At 36.3% G+C, this 19,717-nt stretch carries 19 protein-coding genes and 1 riboswitch; of the genes, 4 read left to right on the plus strand and 15 right to left on the minus strand.

The annotated features are described in order from the left end of the window. Positions 1 to 201: 201 nt before the first annotated feature. Positions 202 to 1,233, minus strand: a complete 1,032-nt coding sequence (locus GYY69_RS10360; protein WP_174797599.1) for an AI-2E family transporter — start codon at positions 1,231 to 1,233, stop codon at positions 202 to 204. Positions 1,234 to 1,886: 653 nt separating this feature from the next. On the opposite strand from GYY69_RS10360, the gene GYY69_RS10365 reads away from it, so the two are divergent. Then, positions 1,887 to 3,272, plus strand: coding sequence for a hypothetical protein (locus GYY69_RS10365; RefSeq protein ID WP_174797600.1), 1,386 nt, complete (start codon positions 1,887 to 1,889; stop codon positions 3,270 to 3,272). Positions 3,273 to 4,729: 1,457 nt separating this feature from the next. Here the strand turns inward: GYY69_RS10365 and GYY69_RS10370 are convergent. Continuing rightward, positions 4,730 to 5,668, minus strand: a complete 939-nt coding sequence (locus GYY69_RS10370) for a hypothetical protein (RefSeq protein ID WP_174797601.1) — start codon at positions 5,666 to 5,668, stop codon at positions 4,730 to 4,732. 142 nt (positions 5,669 to 5,810) lie between these two features. Between GYY69_RS10370 and GYY69_RS10375 the strand changes: the two genes are divergently transcribed. The 3 genes from GYY69_RS10375 (at position 5,811) to GYY69_RS10385 (ending at position 7,530) form a co-directional block, all read left to right on the plus strand. Next, on the plus strand, positions 5,811 to 6,014 hold the full coding sequence (locus tag GYY69_RS10375; protein ID WP_174797602.1) for a heavy-metal-associated domain-containing protein: 204 nt from the start codon (positions 5,811 to 5,813) through the stop codon (positions 6,012 to 6,014). Positions 6,015 to 6,191: 177 nt separating this feature from the next. Next, complete coding sequence (locus tag GYY69_RS10380; protein ID WP_174797603.1) at positions 6,192 to 6,650, plus strand: STY0301 family protein; 459 nt, start codon at positions 6,192 to 6,194, stop codon at positions 6,648 to 6,650. A gap of 421 nt (positions 6,651 to 7,071) precedes the next feature. Next, on the plus strand, positions 7,072 to 7,530 hold the full coding sequence (locus GYY69_RS10385; protein WP_174797604.1) for an STY0301 family protein: 459 nt from the start codon (positions 7,072 to 7,074) through the stop codon (positions 7,528 to 7,530). Between the two features lie 72 nt (positions 7,531 to 7,602). Here GYY69_RS10385 and thiD read toward each other — a convergent pair whose 3' ends face one another. From thiD to GYY69_RS10450, 13 genes are all read right to left on the minus strand, one after another. Continuing rightward, entirely contained in the window at positions 7,603 to 8,397 is a 795-nt protein-coding gene (thiD, locus tag GYY69_RS10390) for a bifunctional hydroxymethylpyrimidine kinase/phosphomethylpyrimidine kinase (RefSeq protein ID WP_174797605.1), read from the minus strand. A gap of 11 nt (positions 8,398 to 8,408) precedes the next feature. After that, on the minus strand, positions 8,409 to 9,050 hold the full coding sequence (thiE, locus tag GYY69_RS10395; protein WP_174797606.1) for a thiamine phosphate synthase: 642 nt from the start codon (positions 9,048 to 9,050) through the stop codon (positions 8,409 to 8,411). A gap of 9 nt (positions 9,051 to 9,059) precedes the next feature. Then, on the minus strand, positions 9,060 to 9,848 hold the full coding sequence (gene thiM / locus GYY69_RS10400) for a hydroxyethylthiazole kinase (RefSeq protein ID WP_174797607.1): 789 nt from the start codon (positions 9,846 to 9,848) through the stop codon (positions 9,060 to 9,062). A 54-nt stretch (positions 9,849 to 9,902) separates the two neighbouring features. Next, positions 9,903 to 10,004: riboswitch (TPP riboswitch) on the minus strand. A gap of 39 nt (positions 10,005 to 10,043) precedes the next feature. Continuing rightward, positions 10,044 to 11,405, minus strand: a complete 1,362-nt coding sequence (gene trkA, locus GYY69_RS10405) for a Trk system potassium transporter TrkA (RefSeq protein WP_174797608.1) — start codon at positions 11,403 to 11,405, stop codon at positions 10,044 to 10,046. A 108-nt stretch (positions 11,406 to 11,513) separates the two neighbouring features. Beyond that, the gene (trpS, locus tag GYY69_RS10410) at positions 11,514 to 12,509 is read right to left on the minus strand and encodes a tryptophan--tRNA ligase (protein ID WP_174797609.1); all 996 of its coding nucleotides are present in this window, start codon (positions 12,507 to 12,509) and stop codon (positions 11,514 to 11,516) included. A gap of 23 nt (positions 12,510 to 12,532) precedes the next feature. Then, entirely contained in the window at positions 12,533 to 13,228 is a 696-nt protein-coding gene (locus tag GYY69_RS10415) for a phosphoglycolate phosphatase (protein WP_174797610.1), read from the minus strand. Beyond that, positions 13,221 to 13,898 carry a ribulose-phosphate 3-epimerase gene (gene rpe, locus GYY69_RS10420; RefSeq protein WP_174797611.1) on the minus strand — a complete coding sequence of 226 codons (678 nt, stop codon included), beginning with the start codon at positions 13,896 to 13,898 and terminating at the stop codon, positions 13,221 to 13,223. The genes GYY69_RS10415 and rpe overlap by 8 nt, the downstream gene beginning before the upstream one ends. Positions 13,899 to 13,936: 38 nt before the next feature. After that, on the minus strand, positions 13,937 to 14,758 hold the full coding sequence (locus tag GYY69_RS10425; protein ID WP_174797612.1) for a Dam family site-specific DNA-(adenine-N6)-methyltransferase: 822 nt from the start codon (positions 14,756 to 14,758) through the stop codon (positions 13,937 to 13,939). Between the two features lie 48 nt (positions 14,759 to 14,806). Beyond that, complete coding sequence (locus tag GYY69_RS10430; protein ID WP_174797613.1) at positions 14,807 to 15,637, minus strand: SPOR domain-containing protein; 831 nt, start codon at positions 15,635 to 15,637, stop codon at positions 14,807 to 14,809. Between the two features lie 67 nt (positions 15,638 to 15,704). Next, a complete protein-coding gene (aroK, locus tag GYY69_RS10435) occupies positions 15,705 to 16,226 on the minus strand; it encodes a shikimate kinase AroK (protein WP_065638066.1) in 522 nt (173 codons plus the stop codon). Positions 16,227 to 16,412: 186 nt separating this feature from the next. Further along, the gene (gutQ, locus tag GYY69_RS10440; RefSeq protein WP_174797614.1) at positions 16,413 to 17,375 is read right to left on the minus strand and encodes an arabinose-5-phosphate isomerase GutQ; all 963 of its coding nucleotides are present in this window, start codon (positions 17,373 to 17,375) and stop codon (positions 16,413 to 16,415) included. Positions 17,376 to 17,574: 199 nt separating this feature from the next. Then, positions 17,575 to 18,198 carry a LysE family translocator gene (locus GYY69_RS10445; protein WP_174797615.1) on the minus strand — a complete coding sequence of 208 codons (624 nt, stop codon included), beginning with the start codon at positions 18,196 to 18,198 and terminating at the stop codon, positions 17,575 to 17,577. A gap of 9 nt (positions 18,199 to 18,207) precedes the next feature. Further along, positions 18,208 to 19,650: an LTA synthase family protein gene (locus tag GYY69_RS10450; protein ID WP_174797616.1), complete on the minus strand. Its 1,443-nt coding sequence runs from the start codon at positions 19,648 to 19,650 to the stop codon at positions 18,208 to 18,210. Between the last annotated feature and the right edge of the window lie 67 nt (positions 19,651 to 19,717).

Below are 19,717 nucleotides of genomic sequence, written 5' to 3' on the forward strand. Positions count from 1 at the left end.
ATTTTATTAAAAAAATAACAAGAAAAACCTAAATAAAATCAATTTTCTACCTGAAAGAATTCGAAAAGATTCTAAGGCTTCTTTTCGCCCGCTTAGTTTAGCCGATTAAGTTAATTTACATAGAGCATTTAGCTAGCAGCCAAATTCGCTTTGGCTGCACGTTAATGAATTACATTATTGAAGTTCAATATAGAAATTTGTTTAAATAATCCGTAGTTCTTTTAAAGATAATTTAATAAATGCATAAAAAATAGGTGCAAAAATTAAACCAATAACGCCAAAAAGAGTCTCTAAAAATAGCATCGCAATTAATAATTCACAGATACCAGCGTGAATTTTTGTTCCTACTATTTTAGCGTTAAGTACATATTCCATTTTATGAATTAAAATTAAATAAACAATAATTACCATTGCAACGGTGAATGATACTGTAAATGCAACAAAAAAGATTAAGACATTGACAATTAGATTGCCAATAATTGGAATAAGGCCAAAAATAAATGTTGCTAGCACTAAACTTTTGCTAAACGGTAAATGAATACCAAACACAGGCAAAATAATAAATAACAAAATGGCGGTCATGATAGTGTTAAACAATGCAATCACAACTTGAGACATCGCTACATATTGGAATACTACCACTAATCGATTTAAACTGGTTTTTAGGGCTTTAGTTAATGCTCTTTGTTTAATTTGATTATCACTGCTACTGCGTTGATTTTCTTTATAACCTAAGATTAATCCAATAATCATTCCCACAATTAATATAACTAAATCATGGAATACTTTTTTGATGATAGATTGTAGATAAAAGACATGATCTTTAAGATAAACCATTATAGTTGATTCAATTTCATCAATATCATTAGGTAAATAATGGGTCACGCTTGACGGCAGACTGTTTACTACATTATTTACTACTAATTTCATATTTGTTAATGTTTCGGTAGGGTGCTTCGCCATATCAACAAACCAAGCAAATAAATACCAAAAACCACCAATAAAAATACTCATAATCAGTGTTGTGAGTACTAGTACCGAAACTAATTTTGATTGATGGCTAAAACGTATCATTTTTCGCGATAAAAATTCATCTAATTTTTGCGTTAATGTATAGGTTAATAAACCAGCAATCACAGCTGGCATTAAATGAACTTGCATTAAAATAATGAAAAAAACGGAAAACAGCGTGAGGCAAAATAGACCTAATTTTTGATTATTACTTAGTGGCATAAAGAAAATTTTCCTTTAATAAAAAATTTATTTAATTAAAACACGATACGTGGTAACGGTAAAAATTGACAGAATTATAGCAGATAGTTCATTGTTTGTCCTTTTTTGTTACTAATTAAACATGAAGTGTTCATAATTTAGTTAAGACTTTTTAACAGGTTAAAAAAGACTCTTATACAACCTAGGCAAAACGCTAACAACTAACAAACCAGCAAACTCAAGAATAGCGAGCCTTAATAATTGTCATCTAATCAACCAAAAATATGTCATAAAAGTTATTGATTTAATTAGAATTTTATTGTTTTTTGTTCAAAAAACACTATCAAAACTATTCCCAAAAATACACCAACAAAAGCTTAACCTTACCTATTTAATAAAAATTTACAAAATTTTAGCAAAAAAAAGTAGCACATTATTAATCAATAGTTTATGATTCAAACGCCATTTAAAGCAATGGAATGTTCGCTAATTGAGCAGATAATTTTAAAAAATTAAATAAAGACATAAATTTACTTAACGGTGCAATCGGAATGCGTTATCATAACTATCATAGCTGGTATAAGGTCTGCCAAACCTACGCCTTAAATTTTTTTCATTTTGGTCATAGTCAAAATCAGACTCATTTCTTATTTTTATCACCAAAGCTCTTGAAGTTGTCTAAATTACCTAAATTTTCGTTGTTGTTATTGTCGTATTCGGAGGGTTCACAGGCATTAACAGCGCATACATCAAAGATAATTGAGGGTAGTGCGCCGTATTTAACGTTTGATGAGGGGCTGACAAAAGAAACTTCAACGGATAGTTTATTGTTTATCAAGTTGCAGAATGGTCGAGTTATTACGCCGTCGACAAATACATCAAGTGCGACAAGTCCAATAAGTTTGCCTTATGTGGGAAATACTTTGGGGGATATAGATATGTTAATTCCATCATCAGTCAGTTCAGTGAGTTTAAATGATTTAGTGAATAGATATAATTATTGGCGGGATGATGATGGAGATGGGCAGGGTACAAATGGAGTAACGGCTACTGGGAATATATCGGTATCATTTACGGATAGAGATGGTAGTGCCGTTAGTCGTAGTGATGGATTAAGTATATGTAGTGCGCCTTATAGGGTAAGGTTAGAAAGTTCTGGTGGAACTTTAACAACACAGTATGGCGTGCCAAGGAGTATTAGTTTCAGTGGAGGGACGGTAGATTATTATATTAATCCGAACTCACCGCAGCCAGTTATTTGTTCAGTAAGGCCGAATCTAAAATTTGGTACAGACGACTACGCAGGTCCATCTAATATATGGAATCCTACTAAGGGCTTTTTAGTTCAGTCAACGAGTTCATCATCTTACGACCGAAATTTTCCTACAACGGGCGCTGATGGGTTGTATTTTGATTTGCTCATAGATGGAGTTGATGCAAGTCAGTTGAGTTGGTCAGTTATCACGAGTGGTGATATAACGGCAACGGTGAGTTGGACAAGGCCACGTTCTGGTACATTCACATCCCCAACAGGAAAGACCATACAAGCTGATGAATGGATTATAGATAAATCTAGTTATGTAACACGGATAACATTAAGAGGTCCTAGTGCGGATAGCACTCAAATGCAGTCAGCTGATCCTAGTCCGCTTATAAAGCCATCTTTGCCGCAGACATTTGAATTGGTGGGAAAGGATAGTCGTGGTAATAAGGTGAGCTATGGATTTGTGTTGAGGCAGTGGTTCGTCAATCGGGGTAGTGAATTCAAAAAATCTTCAGCTCATAAAACATGGTGTAATCGGTTGGGGTATAGCATGCCAAAGGCAAGGGATTTAAGCAATTCGGTACGTGGTGTCAGCCGGTACAAGCGCTACATAGGAGCAGGGCTTTTCACGGAGTGGGGCTACATGAAAGGTTACTCTGATGCGGGCTTCGTCGGCTCATCCTACTTTGCGGACGGTTACTCAACTGTCCACTCGAGCACCGGCATCATCGGTAAAGACCACAGCAACATGATAGGCATAAGGCGCAGCGGCTATGGTATTTGCACCGCACCTTAGCTTTTGTTTCTTAATCCTGGGCCACGGGGGCGGTTATGGTGCAGATAGAGGACAATCTAACAAAGAATAACGCCCCCGCGTAAGTTGGGGCATTTTCCCTTAGGGTTGCGCTGTTGGAGCGAAGCCACAATCGCGCCTCCCTCCGCCGCCAACGCTAAAAGCGTGGCTGGCAATCCTAGTGATTAAGCTGTGGCGGTTTAAATTTGTAGTCTATTTATAGTAAGGCAAGGTTTCGGACGTTTTGACCTTAGGTGAACAAAATAGCCACAGTGACTACGTCCGAGCAAAGGGAATTAAAGCGAATTCCCTTTGCAATCCCACGCTTTGGCTACAGAATGTGGCCTACGGCTGCCCTCCGCAATTACTTGTATCATCCTGATACTCGCCTCTTAGAGGCCATCTTCGCTTTGCTAAGATGTTCAAATTTGTTCCAGACAAATTTGTCAGACGCAGCACAAACTCGCCAAACATCCTTGTTTGGCGTGCTAACCTCACTCTGTTGTCGGCACATTCCGACGCCGGAACAAGACAAATAACATAATCTTAGGTGTTTTTTGTGAGTTGTTTTTGTGTTAAAAAGCAATGAAATTGCATCCAAAAAGTGGTCAGGAAAGGTATTGATTTATTGAAGTTTTTATTTTGTGTTTTCAAAGAAAATCAAACGCTTACACAACCTAAGCAAAGCACCTGCATGCAGCAAATCAACAAAACCACGAATAGTGCCTTAATAACAGCAATTTAACCGCTCCAAACCCTTTTTTTACGATAATTTAAAATTAAATAAAATCAACATATTAAAAAACAGCTCAAAAAAAGGGTTTTCAAAGATGAAATTGTTGTTTATCTTTATATAGCAAGATTTATCAAATCTTGAGCTCTACCTTAACGCCGTGCAGGCGGTTTAGAAAAGTGCATAACTTGATTAAGTGAATCGATCGGACCTTAACGCCGTATAGGTGTTTAATTTAAATAAAATCAACCATATAATTATAAAACCACAATATCCCATCCCAAAAACAATGGTTATGTTGTTTGTCTTATTCCGGCGTCAGAATGTGCCGACAACAGAGCGAGGTTAGCACGCCAAACAGGGATGTTTGGCGAGTTTGTGGTGCGCTTGGAGCGCGTCCACAAACGGTGCGTTAAGACCGAGCGCCGGCGTCGGGCAGCCGTAGGCCACATTCTGCAGCCTTGCGAGGGGTTTTTAGGGGATTTCGCAAAAAATCCCCTAAATCGGACGTGGTCGCAGTAGCTATTTTATTCATCCAAGGCCAAAACGTCCGAAACCACCACACCCAACCCATCCTATTCAGCAACCCAAAAAGGCCTGATTTTCCGCTCAAAAATAGGTCAATAAAGGTATTGATTTTATTAAAGTTTTAATTTAACAACCTTTACTCAAAAACAAAAAAAAGGCTGCAAAGCAGCCTCTTTCCAGTAAAATAATACCACCAATACTATTTAATTACATAAAAGTTCACATCACGAGTATTTCTGAGAGCATCAACAAATTGCCTCAATTCTTTTCTATAAGTTTTCTCAGGATCGTTTTTTTCTGTACATTTGTCTTCTGAACCATAGCTTTTAGCCATTGCATCATTTGATGCCAAATTGTCGTACGGTTTTGTAAAATCACTACCTTTTAATGTCATAAGGTGATTCCAATCATTTAACAGACTTTCCATATATTGGCGACCTTCTTCGCATTTTATGCTATTTAAGTCAATCTTAGGAATAACATATTGGTTTATCTCACTGAACTTTTTAGGTTGGTAAGGGAAACTAATGTCGCCTTGCTCATCTTCTTTTAATAACTCAATAAAGTCACTTTCACGATATAATTTTCTTAATCGTTCTTGATAAGATTGGTTTTTCTTTAATCCTAGTTCTTGAGTTATTTCTTTTGGGAAAGGTTGATCATAAGAATAATCCCAATGATATTGGCTTTTTTCAATAAATACATCATTGATTAATTTTGCTGGCATCTCTATTTCTTGCTCTTTACCATCAATAATGGCTGGAATGTTATTGATTTCTCTGTTTTCTCTTAGGATCTTTTCGTATTGTTCATTATTCATCTCAGACGTTGAATAGATGACTGTGTATAAGTAGTAGTTGCTTTGTGTTGGGTTAATCAGACCTGATTCTCCAAATTGAGCCGGTTTTACGACAAAATTGAAGTTGTCATTATTATACGATAAGGTATGTTTGCCATATTCAAATGTATAATTAACACCTGATTTAGCTGGAATAGTTAATTCATTGCCATCAATTGTGACTTTTATTTCGTTAGCGGTAGGGTTATCAATCCAACGGTCGATAGAACTAGGTTCAGAACAGCCAACAAGGATTAAACTGCAAACTAACAATAAAGAATATTTTATTTTTTTCATCATAATATTTTGTTATAAATATAAAAAGGAAGTAAATATTATCATGTTTGTGAAAAAAATTAAATGTAATCAAATAAAATAGTGTTATAAATAGGCATATTACTTGGTTATTTATTAAATATACGTTAGAAATAGAGAGATTTTTATGAAATTAATAGTCGATAATATGAGTTGTCAGCATTGTGTGAAAATGATAACAAAAGCGATTAATGATATTGATCCAAATGCAAAAGTGACCGTTGATTTAACCAAACGAGAGGTTGATATCGAAAATAGTTTTATTTCGCAAGAAGCTGCTATCACTGCTGTTAATGAGGCTGGTTATAAGTTTGTTAGGACTGCATACTGACTATCTCTATATTTGATGACACTAGGTTTTTTGGGGACTTCTTTGTTATGCTACCTTATTGAAATTTCAATTTAAAACAGAAATAACAAAAAATTTGTTTAAGATATTGGCATATTTTGGGGAATGCTAGAATGCTTTTATCTGTTTATTAAAAAGCTATTGTTAGAAGGATATATTATGAAAGGTAAAATATTGAGTGTTACTGTGGCTATTATGACTTGGTTTGGTGCGGTTTTTTTTGTTAATGCTTATCAGATTGATTGCCCACAAAAAATCAAGGTTAAAGAAGAGGTTGAAAACATGCCTGATGGGTGGGAGGTTTCTGATGATATAAATAGTTTGACTGTACCGTTTAGCAGCATGATTGTTTATCACGGTAAGCCTTCTAAAAAGGTGAGTTTAAAACCAGCAAAAGGAACGGTTGATGGTAAGAAACATGAGTTAATATGGGAAGTCGATTTTAAAGCAGATGTTGAACCTTATTATGTTGTTTGTTCTTATAATGTAAGCAGAATTGAGTTAATAAAAAAAATTGATTTATCAATGAAAAGTTGTTGGGCTGACTACTCTAAAAATGAACAAGGAAAAAAAGGAACACTTACCTGTAGCACAAGTGAAGCAAAGGACTTGTATTAGTTAAAATATGGGATTTGTTGTTATATGTAATAGCCGATAACTCAAATCCCACTAAAATTTTGAACCATAGTTTATTTTTTCAATACATTATTTTAATTTAAGTTTTAATGCGCAATTGCGGTAGGGTGTGTGCAATCCGTTCCGTAGATATTTTGAGTTTGAATTGCGTATGGTCGTGATGAGTCTTATTTTATGGTACAGGGCTTTTTTGGCGACACCTTCGTTATGCCACATTATTGAAATTTCACCTCAAAACAGAAATAATAAAAAAATTGTTTAATTTAGTTAACATGGTGAAAATAGCTTAATTACTTATAACTAATTAATTATAATTGGTTTTATTTAATATATTGGCATGATTTTTGAAATTTTAGAATGCTTTTATCTGTTTATTAATAAGCTATTGTTAGAAGGATATATTATGAAAGGTAAAATATTGAGTGTTACTGTGGCTATTATGGCTTGGTTTGGTGCGGTTTTTTTTGTTAATGCTTATCAGATTGAGTGCCCACAAAAAATCAACGTTAAAGAAGAAGTTGAAAACATGCCTGATGGGTGGGAGGTTTCTGACGATATAAATAGTTTGACTGTATCGTTTAGCAGCATGATTGTTTATTACGATAATCCTTCTAGAATGGGGGCTTTAAAACCAGCAAAAGGAACGGTTGATGGTAAGAAACATGAGTTAATATGGGAAGTTAATCACTATACGGAAGTTGAACCTTATTATGTTGTTTGCTCTTATAATGTAAGAAGAATTGAGTTAATAAAAAAAATTGATTTATCAATGAAAAGTTGTTGGGCTGACTACTCTAAAAATGAACAAGGAAAAAAAGGGACACTTACCTGTAGCACAAGTGAAGCAAAGAATCTGCATTAGTTAAGGTATGGGATTGGTTGTTATATACAATAGTTGACAACTTAAATCCCATTTAGTTTGTTTATTGTGCGATTACCACCAACGGTAAAAATGGTGTGTTGGTCCAATTCCTTTCCCTATATTTAAATCGTTAGCATGACTAATTGCGCCATGTAGATAATTTTTGGCTTGGGCTATTGTGTCTGGTAAGCTGTTTTTAGGTAATAATGCGGCAATCGCTGCGGATAATGTGCAGCCTGTACCGTGGGTGTTTTTTGTTTGAATGCGTGGAGCGGTTATTTTAACTATGTTATTTTGAGTGATTAAATAATCAGGGCTTTCATTGCTGGGCAAATGTCCTCCTTTCATTAATACCGCTTTACAGCCTAACTTGAGTAATTCATGCCCTTGCTTTTGCATATCATCTTCGTTTTTTGCTTCGTCACAATCAAGTAGTGCAGCGGCTTCTGGTAGATTGGGAGTGATGATGGTTGCTAGGGGGAGTAAAAGTTCACGAATGGCTGTGATGGCGTCAGGTTTTAGTAGTGAATGTCCCCCTTTGGCGACCATGACGGTGTCTAAGACGATGATCGGGATTGGATTGGTTTTTAGCAGGTGGTGGACGGTTGTGACTATTTCTTTATTCATTAGCATTCCCATTTTTACGCTATCAATTTGAATATCTTGATAAAGCGTATTAAATTGGGCTTCAATAAATTCGGGCGAGATCGCTAATACCGCATCAACCCCTTGTGTGCTTTGTGCCGTTAGGGCCGTGATGACCGACATGCCATAGGCGCCAAGTACAGAAAAGGTTTTTAAATCGGCTTGAATACCTGCACCACCGCTAGGATCAGATCCTGCAATGGTCAATGCAATTGTTGTCATAATAGTATTTCCTATTTAACCTGCTTGATTTTATTAATAAGCGATAACGTTGCTTGTTGAATATCTTTTTTGCCACAAATAGCCGAAACTATCGCAACACCGTCAATGCCTGTTTGAATAACATTAGTTACATTTTTTTCATCAATGCCACCAATGGCAACAGCAGGGCGCTGCTTTAGTGCTACTAACTTGGTTAACTGTTCGATTCCCAGTGCTGCCGTTGCATCTTTTTTGGTTGTTGTTGGAAAGATAGGGCCAATACCAATATAATCAATTAGTTGCCAAGGAGTGGTATCAAGTTGTTGGCGATTAGATATTGAAAGCCCTAACCATTTATCTTTGCCGATGAGTTGGCGAGTGACATCGGCAGGTAAATCACTTTGTCCAATATGTACGCCATCGGCCTTAATTGCTAAAGCAATATCCACATGATCATTTATAAATAGCGGGACAGGCGTATCACTTAGTATTTCTTTCAATGCTAATGCTGCTTGATACCAATCTTTACCTGCTAGTTCTTTTTCTGATCTTAACTGTATAGCGGTTACGCCGTTTTTGACAGCAATTTTTGTTGTATTGACCATACCACTAATACCACCACAGAGTAGTGGATCGAGCACTAAATAAAGGGTTAAATCCAATTGTTTTTTCATCTTCTATCCTTATTCAAGTGATGGATTAAATAGTGAGAGTTGATCTAATAGAGATACTGCAAAGGTGCCTAATCCTTGCTGTTTATTGGCAAGTTCAGCGGCCTTTTTCATCATAAAACATGCCGAGGCGGTAGCAGATAAAATGTCAGGTGAATTGGCTATAAAGGCTGCTACCATGGCAGATAACGAACATCCTGTTCCAGTCACTTTTGTTAACGCTATATCACCACCTATTATGCTATAGATGATGTTGCCATCGGTGATGTAATCGATATCTCCTGTCATTGCAACGATAGTTTGATATTTTTGCGCAAGCTCTTGGGCAGCGGTTAAAGCTGATTGGGTTGAGTCTTGACCGTCAGGTCCTTTTGCCGATGAGTTTTGACCGTTTAGCGCTAATATTTCTGAGGCATTACCACGAATTACCGTTGGTTTTAACGACAATAATTGATATGCAAATTCAGTACGATAATTAAGCGCAGATCCTATAGCGACAGGATCGAGTACCCATGGGGTTTGTGTTTGCTGAGCTTTAGCTGCTGCTAATAACATACTTGTGGCTATGCTGCTGTGAATCGTGCCAATATTAATCAGTAAACTATCGGCAATGGTAACAAATGCCGCAACTTCTTGCTCGGCAATCACCATTGCCGGTGATGCACCAATAGCAAGTAGTACATTGGCGGTGAAATTTTGGACTACATCATTAGTTATGCAATGCACGAGTGGGCGTTGTTGTTTAATGTGATGGATAAAAGCGGTTGCTTGGTTGGTTTTGAATGATTTGACTGCTGGCATATTTCTTCCCTCCTTATATTTTATATATGTTGGGAAGAATTGACCAATTTAGTGAATTTATGGCTTAGACTTCCCTACGCTGGCATAATCCAGATCAGGTTCAACGGGTAAAATCTCAGTTTTTTGTTGAAACAAAAAACACCCCGAGTCAAAATTTATTTAATTATTATGAACTGATTATCTATTTTTAACAAGTTATTGTAATAATTTTTCAATGTCCGTAATTGCTTTTCTATCTGGCAAAAATATGATTAGATGATCATTGTCTTCTATCATTAAATCGGTATTAACGATAATGACATCTTCACCGCGCACTACAGCTCCAATGGTTGCACCAGAAGGCAGTTTTAAGCCATTAATATTTTTGCCAACGAGTTTTGATGTTTCACTACGACCAGTGGCAACAATTTCGACAATTTCGGATTCACCTTGCCTTAATGATACGACTTTAACAACGCCTGTTTGTCTTACATGACTTAACAGCTCTGAAATCGTAGCGTGTTGTGGTGAAATTGCAATATCAATCACACTATCATTAATCAGTTCAAGATAGGCTTGGCGTTGAATCAATACAATCACTTTTTTAGCTCCCATCCTTTTAGCAAGCATGGAGGACATGATATTGGATTCATCATCATTGGTAACAGCAATAAACAGATCAGTAAGTTCGACTTGTTCTTGTGAAAGTAATTCTTGATCTGATGATTCACCATGTAATACTGTTGTATTAACGAGTTGCTCAGCGATTAATTCGGCTCGCTCAGCATTTCGCTCAATTAATTTGACGTGATAGTCATTTTCTAAACGTTTTGCTAAAGCGACAGCCACGCCACCACCACCACTAATAATGATACGTTTATAGGGCTTTTCTAACCGTTGTAACTCACTGGTCACCGCTTTGATATTGACGGGTGGGGTTATAAAGTAGACCATATCACCGGCTTCAATAAGGGTGGAACCAAGCGGGCGGATAAAGCGATTTTTACGATAAATTGCCACGACACGAGCTTCAACATGTGGTAAATGCTCTTTAAGTCCAGATAATTCACTGCCAACTAACGCACCGCCATAATAGGCAGTCACAGCCACTAAACAGACACGATTACGATAAAAAGACGCAAATTGTAGCGAACCAGGATATTGTACTAATTGACTAATATGATTAGTGATAAGGTTTTCTGGGGCAATGATATGATCGATATTAATACAATCTTTATTGAACAGCGGGTAATTTTCGTCATTGTATTCAGGCGCTCGAATGCGTGCGACCTTTTGTGGGATTTTAAACATAACATGACCAATTTGGCAGGCCATCATATTGACTTCGTCAGAATTCGTTACAGCGACAAGCATATCCGCTGATTCAGCACCGGCATTTTCTAATACTTGAGGATAGGATGATTTCCCACAAATCACCTGTAAATCGAAACGTTCTTGTAGAGATTGTAATTTGTCATGGTTTTCATCAACCACAGTAACATCGTTTTGTTTTTCGGTAACGAGATATTCAGCAAGCGCACTACCTGTTTGTCCGGCACCAAGAATAATAATCTTCATAACTAACCTGTATAGTTAAATGGCTTTAATTGTTGCCAATTTATTTAGTCTATTAAAGCCATTGCATACTGTTTTATTTTTAGTAATAATCAATTATTGATTTGGCAATTATACAAAACCGATTGCATCATAAACTTTTTTCAAAGTTGGTTCGGCCTTTGAACGTGCTTTTTCGGCACCTTCTTGCATGATTGAAAACAGATAACTTTCGTCATCCCGGTACTGATGATACTTGGCTTGTAAAGTAGTTAGCATATCGATGACTTGCGTTGCAACTTCGGTTTTGAGATGGCCATACATTTTGCCTTCAAATTCTTTTTCAAGCTCGGCAATCGGTTTACCTGTCACGCCAGTTAAAATATCAAGTAGGTTTGAAACACCAGCTTTATTTTTTATGTCGTAACGTACCACTGGCGGTTCGTCAGAATCGGTCATCGCACGTTTGATTTTTTTCTCAATATCTTTAGGATTTTCGAGTAATCCAATCACATTATTGCGGTTTTCATCTGATTTAGACATTTTTTTAGTTGGCTCTTGCAGTGACATAACGCGGGCGCCCACTTTGGCAATAAATGGCTCAGGAACAGTAAATATATCGCCATAAAGTGCATTAAAGCGCATAGCAATATCACGCGATAATTCAAGATGTTGTTTTTGATCGTCGCCAACAGGTACTAAGTTGGCTTGATAAAGCAAAATATCGGCAGCCATCAGCACTGGATAATCAAACAAACCGGCATTAATGTTTTCAGAATGACGAGACGATTTATCTTTAAATTGAGTCATACGACTGAGCTCACCAAAATAGGTGTAACAATTTAATGCCCAGCCTAATTCGGTATGTGCTGGGACGTGTGATTGTACAAAAATAGTGCTCTTTTGGGGATCAATGCCGCAAGCTAAATAAAGCGCTAATGTATCTAATGTGGCTTTGCGTAGTTTGTCGGGATCTTGGCGTACAGTGATCGCATGTTGATTGACGATACAATAAACGCAATCATATTCACCTTGCAGAGCCACCCAATTTTTTAACGCACCTAAATAGTTGCCAAGTGTTAATTCTCCTGAAGGCTGAGCGCCACTAAATACAATCGGTTTACTCATAATTTGTTCCTAATTTATGCTAATTATTTTTTTGCATCAGCTTTTGGCTGAGGTAATAATGTTAATATGTCTTTAAAATCATCTAATAAAAAATCAGGGTTGCTGGTTGCGATCGAAATACCATAGTTATAGCCATAGCTTAAGGCGATGGTTGGACAGTTAGCATTTTGAGCGGCGGTAATATCATTTTTAGAATCGCCAACAAAAAGTAACTGATCACTAAACAATCCAAATGTAGCCATTACTTGATACAACGGCGCTGGGTGTGGTTTTAATTTAATCACATCACCACCACCAAGTACTAACGAAAAGTACTCTTTTATACCTAAGGAAGTCAGCAAGGCCGGTAAAAATTGAGCAGGTTTATTGGTCACTAATGCCAGCGGATAATGATTATCATGAAGCACTTTTAGGGTTTCTTTAACATTGGGAAACAGTTTCGTTTCTGCATCAATAACTTTATCATAATGCTGGTTAAATAGATTTTTAGCTTTTGCAAGTAGCTCAGTTGATGGATCAACTTGAATTGCTTGAAATACTCGCTCGAGCATGATATCAATACCATTACCGACAAAATTTTTGACTTGTTCATTGCTAATTGTCGGTAGATTCAGCTCTGCCAACATATTTTGTGTAGCCAGTGCCAGCCCCGGTACACTATCAACCAATGTACCATCTAAATCAAATGCGATTGCTTGAATATCTTTTAGTTTATTCATGTATAACTCCTGCTAACTCTTTACGCATGGCATCAATGACGGTTTTATAATCAGGCTGGCTAAATATGGCGGAGCCTGCAACAAACATATCGGCACCTGCTTTGGCTATTTCCGCAATATTTTCAACTTTTACGCCACCATCAACTTCTAAACGAATATCGCGCCCAGATTCAATAATACGCTGTTTGGTTTGTTGTAATTTCTTAATTGTGGAAGGTATAAACGATTGTCCTCCAAAACCTGGATTAACACTCATTAATAAAATAATATCAATTTTATCAATAATATAATCTAAACAATCAAGCGGTGTGGCAGGGTTAAGCACAATACCTGCCGTGCAGCCGTGATCTTTAATTAATTGTAAAGAGCGATCCAAATGAATAGTCGCTTCTGGGTGGATAGAGATATTGGTTGCGCCAGCTTTGGCAAAAGCGGTGATGAGTTCTTCAACCGGTGATACCATTAAATGGACGTCAATAGGTGCGGTAATGCCATAGTCTCGCAGTGCTTTACAAAACATAGCTCCCATGGTTAGATTTGGTACAAAATGGTTATCCATGACATCAAAATGGATAACATCAGCACCAGCATCAAGCACTTTTTGAGTGTCCTCACCAAGACGAGCAAAATCAGCTGATAATATTGATGGGGCAATAATAAATTTTTTCATAACCTACCTCTAATAACTCACCTTATATTCAAGCCTGATTATGACTTTTTATATAATGCTAAGATCTCGTCGATTTTTTTACGACCTTCACCTGCACAGCTAATTGAACGTCGCATTTCTGCTTGATAAAGATGACTTGCTTTACTATAAAGGCTCATTGTGTAATCAGTATAATGATTAGACACTAATACCGGTATATCTTTTTTATATGCCATGGTTTCAGCCAATTGTGACAAGTTTTTATGTTCTTCAAATCCAAAAATATTTGAATAATAAGCAGTAAAACCCGCTGATTCATTTGGAGATACATAGGGCGGATCACAATAAATGACCGAATTTTTTTTCGCTTTCTTCATCACCTCGTGATAAGGTGCGCAAATAAACTGTGCTTTTTGCGCTTTTTCCGCAAAAAAATAGAGTTCTTTTTCAGGAAAATAAACGGTCTTGTAACGCCCAAATGGTACGTTAAATAGTCCTTTGTTGTTATAACGACATAAGCCGTTATAACCATGCCGATTTAGATAGACAAATAATAGTGATCTAAAATACTGGTCTTGGCTGCGATTAAATACTTCTCGAAGCTGATAAAACGCTTCAGGTTGATTATTTTGAGCGACAAATAGCAATTTCAAGTCATGGATAAATTGATCAGGACTTGATTTTAGCAATTTGTATAATGAAATTAAATCATGATTAATATCCGCTAAAATATAACTTTTGTAGTTGGTATTCAAAAATACGGAACCAGCGCCGACAAAAGGTTCAATCAGTTGATCACCTTCTGGCAGATATTGTTTAATTGTTTCCACTAGCTCATATTTTCCTCCAGCCCATTTTAAAAAGGCTCGGTGCTTCTTCAACGGATGCTCCTATTTGTCGTTGATCGGATAAATAAACGATATTCTTTGCTATTTTGATGCTTTTTCTTTATTAATCGTTGCACCCGATTTAACCCATGGTTTGTCTTTTTGTAGTGCACTTGGTAAAGCCTTGATTGCTTTATGTGCTTCATCTACTGATGAATAGTTGCCTTTGATTAAAATAAACCATGAACCATCTTTATGTTTAGTTTCATAAATATGGTAATCCGTTATATTGTTTTGTTTAACGAATTTTTTTAAACCTTCAACTGATTTAGATGCACTAAGCTGAATGACATAACGATCATTTTTTATCTTAATGTTTTTTCCTAAATCACTATTTTCATCTTTACGACTAGCTGAGTTTTTATTATGGCTATTTTTTTTTGTATTGGTTGATTGTGTAATATTTGTATTACTAGACTTATTAGTATTAGCTCTGCTATTTAATATTGTCGCAGAATGACCATTTACTCTATAACCCCTATTTTGATTATTTGCTGATGAAGTTAGGCTATCATTTGTCTCATCATCGGATTCAAGTGGCTGTTGCATATTCGCTTGATTTAATGCATTGTCTGAAAGCACTTCCTCTATCGAATCAGCAATTCTAGTTTGATTTTCACTAATCCCAACATTATTGGTTTCTTCTGTTGAAGTGACACCATTAACCTCTGGTGGCGTTAATGGTGTTGCTTCTTTTTTACGAGCAGAATGAAAGATAATCAAGCTAAGCAATAAAAGCATCACAATTGCTAAACAAAAAATAATTAATTTTTTCTTTGGAAAATCTTTAAAAAGGTTTGGCAATTTTAATGAGAGCGTAGAGTCCTTACTAGGTTGTTCTGATATATAACGGTCATCTTTATCTACACGCATACTTACTCCTTAACCTATCAAAAGATTTATTGCTTTATGATTAGCCATTATCCCTAAAATAAATGACTTAAATCTGCTCTATTTTATCAATAATATAACTTGCAACACCTTTAGCACTTTGTTCATCGGTTTTAATTGTAATATCGGCAATTTCTTCGTAAAGTGGTTCGCGCTCACCGGCAAGCTCTTCGTAAAGCTCTCGAGGTGTGTTACCACCTTGTAATAAAGGTCGACGTTTATCTTTTTGTGTTCTTGCCATTTGTTTTTCAATGGTTGTTTCAAGATAGACAACAATTCCTCGAGCGGATAATCGATTGCGTGTCTCTTTAGATAAGACAGAACCTCCGCCAGTTGCAAGAACGACACCCTGTTTTTCAGTCAATTCATTAATGACTTTTTCTTCTCTGGCACGGAATCCGTCTTCCCCTTCTAGGTCAAAAATCCATGCAATATCGGCGCCGGTACGTTTTTCAATCTCTTGATCCGAGTCAAAAAAATCCATACCTAGTTGTTGTGCAATTTGTCGGCCTATTGTGCTTTTTCCTGCCCCCATAGGGCCAATTAGAAAGATATTTCGCTTTTCTGCCATTGTAGTTTCATCATCTATTAATTTTGGTTAAAATATACAACACAATATCAATTTGATGTGATTCAAAAAACCAAACCAGAATTCAATTGTGTAACTTTTCTTTGATCTCCGTCTAACGACAAAAATTTAGGACGGTAATTATCTCAATAGATAGCACCTTTTGGCAATAGGTATTTATCAATAGTTTTAGCTAATACCAGCTTGATGCAAATCATGGATGTTTAACGCGCCTACTAATTCACCTTCACTGTTAACCACTGGAGCGGCGGTAATATTATGATCATTAAATGATTTTAACGCTTCAACCGCTTTCCATTTTTCAGGGATGCGATGCCCTGGGCTGGTCATAACGTCCATAATGCTATCTTGTAATGTACCATTTTTTAATAATAATCGGCGTAGATCGCCATCGGTAAATACACCCGTTATTTTATTATTATCCTGACAGATTGCAACTAAACCTACACCTGTTCGACTTAATTCTAGCATGGCATCTAACACCGTTGCCGTTTGTGAAACTTTAGGAATTCGTTCGCCGGTTCGCATTACATCGCTCACATGATTGAGTAATTTGGCACCTAAGCTACCAGCAGGGTGAGAGCGTGCAAAATCTTCTTCTTTAAAGCCTCGTGCGCGCATGACAGCAATTGCTAGCGCATCGCCCATTAATAACGTGTTGGTTGAACTTGATGTTGGTGCAAGCCCCATTGGACATGCTTCTTTTTCAATTGAAATATCAAGAATGGCTTGGGCTGATTTAGCCAGCGGTGAATCTAATCCTCCAGTAATAGCAATAACGGGTACTTTCATTTCGGCAAGAATAGGTAAAATTAAATTAAATTCCTTGGCTCGGCCTGAGTAAGAAATTAAAACAGCTACATCGTTTGGTGTTACCATTCCTAAATCGCCATGCAAGGCTTCTGATGGATGCATAAAAAATGCTGGACTGCCTGTACTGGCTAATGAAGCCGCAATTTTTTTACCTATATGCCCAGACTTGCCAATACCTGAAACCACAACTTTACCTTTGGTGCTTAAAATAAGCTGACATGCGTTAACAAAATCGTTGCCTAGTCGATCTGGTAATTTTTGTGCTTCGTGTATCTCTAATTCAAGAAGCTCTCGACCATATTGTAATAATTTATCCATTTCAATTAGCCTATTGAATAAAAAAGTGAACGGTTAATCTATAATCGGTAAATAAAGGCAAAATGATTATAAAGCTAAATTAGTATCAGTTTAACAATTAACGGGGGAATATTCAAAGAAGAAAGCCTATTTGTAAAAAACTTTCAGGAAAGTATGCTTTTTAGTATGAATATCTATCCCTCCCTTAAACTTTAATCATTTAAACTCCCAAAATAACTTTAATTCCCAAGATAATTAAAATGATCCCAAGTAATTTATCAATTATAAATTGAATTCTAAAATAACGCCGTTGCACGCTTTGCGTTTGAAAAATAAACACCACAAAAGGCCACCAAAAAACGGCTTCAATCCCAATAATCATTGCAACGATAAGCTTATCCATCGTTGAGGATTCGGCATCAAGTACTTGAGTAAAAATAGCTAGAAAAAATAAGGTTGCTTTAGGATTAAGTAAATTACATAAAAATCCTTGTATAAAGGCTGATTTAGCCGAAATTGACGGTTTGTTTTGTTGCTTACCTATATAGGTCGTATTTGGTTTTGAGGTAATTAATGCCTTTATACCAAGCCATATTAGATAAGCAGCACCTGCATAACGTAAAGCATTATAAAGTAGCGGTGTGGTAGTGATGAGTACTGCAATGCCTGCAACACAGTAGCTCATATGAACTAAAATGGCTGTGATGACACCTAAACAGGTGAGTAAAGCCAATTTACGGTTATAACTCAAACTATTTTTTAGTATTAAAAAGAAATCAGGTCCAGGTGAAATCATTCCTAAAAAGCTGATTGTTATGACTAAAATGAATGTATCAGACGTCATTTTGTTTGCCTATTTGAACACTTGGGCTGAATTATTGATTGTTGCAATGGTGGATTTATTTTGTTCAATAAACTGTTTTTTATCAAAATTAGGCTCGGTTAAATAGTCTGTCAAAAATTTGGCGTTACTTTCAACTTGTGCGCCGTTTAAAATTAAACGCGGCAAATCTATTTGATAAATGGTTTGATCAGACGTTTTTTGTAGATCTTGTGTGCGTGCATTTGTTAATAAATAAAGTTTGCGCTCTTTTTTTGAAAGACGATTGATTGTTGGTGTGCCAGAACCCATCATTAAATGATCTGGAAAAATGTAAAATACCGTATTTTCCAATAATCCTTTATCTTTTAATTGTTGGATAAAAAGTCCTAAGTTATGATCTAACGAAGCTGCAACAAACGACATATTATCCGTCTTTGGTGAAATAACCGATCGCATTCTTTCATCAGCAAAACCATTTGGTGCATGGGTTGAAACAGTTGAAACAAACAAAGCAAAGGGTTTGTTTGTTTGGCGCATTTCGCTAATTTGTTTTTGTGCAACATCAAAAATATCTTTGTCATACAACCCAAAAGGTGCCGGTGGATATTGTCCAACATAGTTTTTTTCGGAAATAACTTGCATACCAAACAGCTCAGCAGTATGACCAATGCCAGCAAAATCAGGGCTTGCCATGACATAACGGGTTTGATATCCCGCTTGTTTAAGTACATCCCCCAAACTGACTAAGTTTGTTTTATCTGCACGCATTAATGGTGATGTGGTATAGCCGCCAATTAAAAAAGGCATACCGGTCATATAAGTGTACATTGATGCGGTAGTCCAAGTGCTACCAGAACTCATTGGCATATTAGCGAAAAAGGTATAATTTTGACGTAGTTGTCGTAAATTTGGCGTTATATCTTCAACATCAAAAAAGCCTTGTTCAAACGATTCCAAAGATAGCACAATAATATTTTTACCCTGATGGCTAACAAGCTGATTTTTGTTGGTATAGTTAGTCATATTGAGTGATTGTAACGCTTGTTCAAATGGCTTACGAGGTGCGCTCGTGACTTGATAGATTTCGTATAAACGGCTGAATGGGCCATTGTGATAACTAATTGATGCTATTGCTAAAAATGCTAATAACAAGCGGACTGCTAAATGACATTTGCGTTTGCACAAATCAGCGAGTTTTGTTAGCAAAAATATAAGGGTAAAAAAGACAACAATAACCAATACAGCTTGCAATTTAAAAATAAATAACCCTTCGATGATGTCATTAATGTTTAAATTTACATAAAACTGATAATCAATAAAGCCACCACTAAAGTAGATAGAAGTGAGCTCCATTACAATAAAAACCGTCAGCAAAGTTATGGTTAAAAGTTGCCATTTTTTCTGTTTAAAAAGCGAGGCAAAAACAATTGTAATAATAAAAAGGGGTAAAATAATTAATGTCGATAATGGCATACGATCTGTTACTCAATCTATTCAAAAATCAATTTTGCCAAAGTATATACTTAATACACAAAAAATA

The sequence above is a fragment of the Gilliamella sp. ESL0250 genome (assembly GCF_013345045.1).
In the GTDB taxonomy this organism is placed as follows: Bacteria; Pseudomonadota; Gammaproteobacteria; order Enterobacterales; family Orbaceae; genus Gilliamella; species Gilliamella apicola_H.

Coding starts and splice junctions, on each gene's coding strand:
- GYY69_RS10360 (WP_174797599.1), bottom strand. CDS start 1,233: ATGCCACTAAGTAATAATCAAAAATTAGGTCTATTTTGCCTCACGCTG.
- GYY69_RS10370 (WP_174797601.1), bottom strand. CDS start 5,668: ATGATGAAAAAAATAAAATATTCTTTATTGTTAGTTTGCAGTTTAATC.
- GYY69_RS10375 (WP_174797602.1), top strand. CDS start 5,811: ATGAAATTAATAGTCGATAATATGAGTTGTCAGCATTGTGTGAAAATG.
- GYY69_RS10380 (WP_174797603.1), top strand. CDS start 6,192: ATGAAAGGTAAAATATTGAGTGTTACTGTGGCTATTATGACTTGGTTT.
- GYY69_RS10385 (WP_174797604.1), top strand. CDS start 7,072: ATGAAAGGTAAAATATTGAGTGTTACTGTGGCTATTATGGCTTGGTTT.
- thiD (WP_174797605.1), bottom strand. CDS start 8,397: ATGACAACAATTGCATTGACCATTGCAGGATCTGATCCTAGCGGTGGT.
- thiE (WP_174797606.1), bottom strand. CDS start 9,050: ATGAAAAAACAATTGGATTTAACCCTTTATTTAGTGCTCGATCCACTA.
- thiM (WP_174797607.1), bottom strand. CDS start 9,848: ATGCCAGCAGTCAAATCATTCAAAACCAACCAAGCAACCGCTTTTATC.
- trkA (WP_174797608.1), bottom strand. CDS start 11,405: ATGAAGATTATTATTCTTGGTGCCGGACAAACAGGTAGTGCGCTTGCT.
- trpS (WP_174797609.1), bottom strand. CDS start 12,509: ATGAGTAAACCGATTGTATTTAGTGGCGCTCAGCCTTCAGGAGAATTA.
- GYY69_RS10415 (WP_174797610.1), bottom strand. CDS start 13,228: ATGAATAAACTAAAAGATATTCAAGCAATCGCATTTGATTTAGATGGT.
- rpe (WP_174797611.1), bottom strand. CDS start 13,898: ATGAAAAAATTTATTATTGCCCCATCAATATTATCAGCTGATTTTGCT.
- GYY69_RS10430 (WP_174797613.1), bottom strand. CDS start 15,637: ATGCGTGTAGATAAAGATGACCGTTATATATCAGAACAACCTAGTAAG.
- aroK (WP_065638066.1), bottom strand. CDS start 16,226: ATGGCAGAAAAGCGAAATATCTTTCTAATTGGCCCTATGGGGGCAGGA.
- gutQ (WP_174797614.1), bottom strand. CDS start 17,375: ATGGATAAATTATTACAATATGGTCGAGAGCTTCTTGAATTAGAGATA.
- GYY69_RS10445 (WP_174797615.1), bottom strand. CDS start 18,198: ATGACGTCTGATACATTCATTTTAGTCATAACAATCAGCTTTTTAGGA.
- GYY69_RS10450 (WP_174797616.1), bottom strand. CDS start 19,650: ATGCCATTATCGACATTAATTATTTTACCCCTTTTTATTATTACAATT.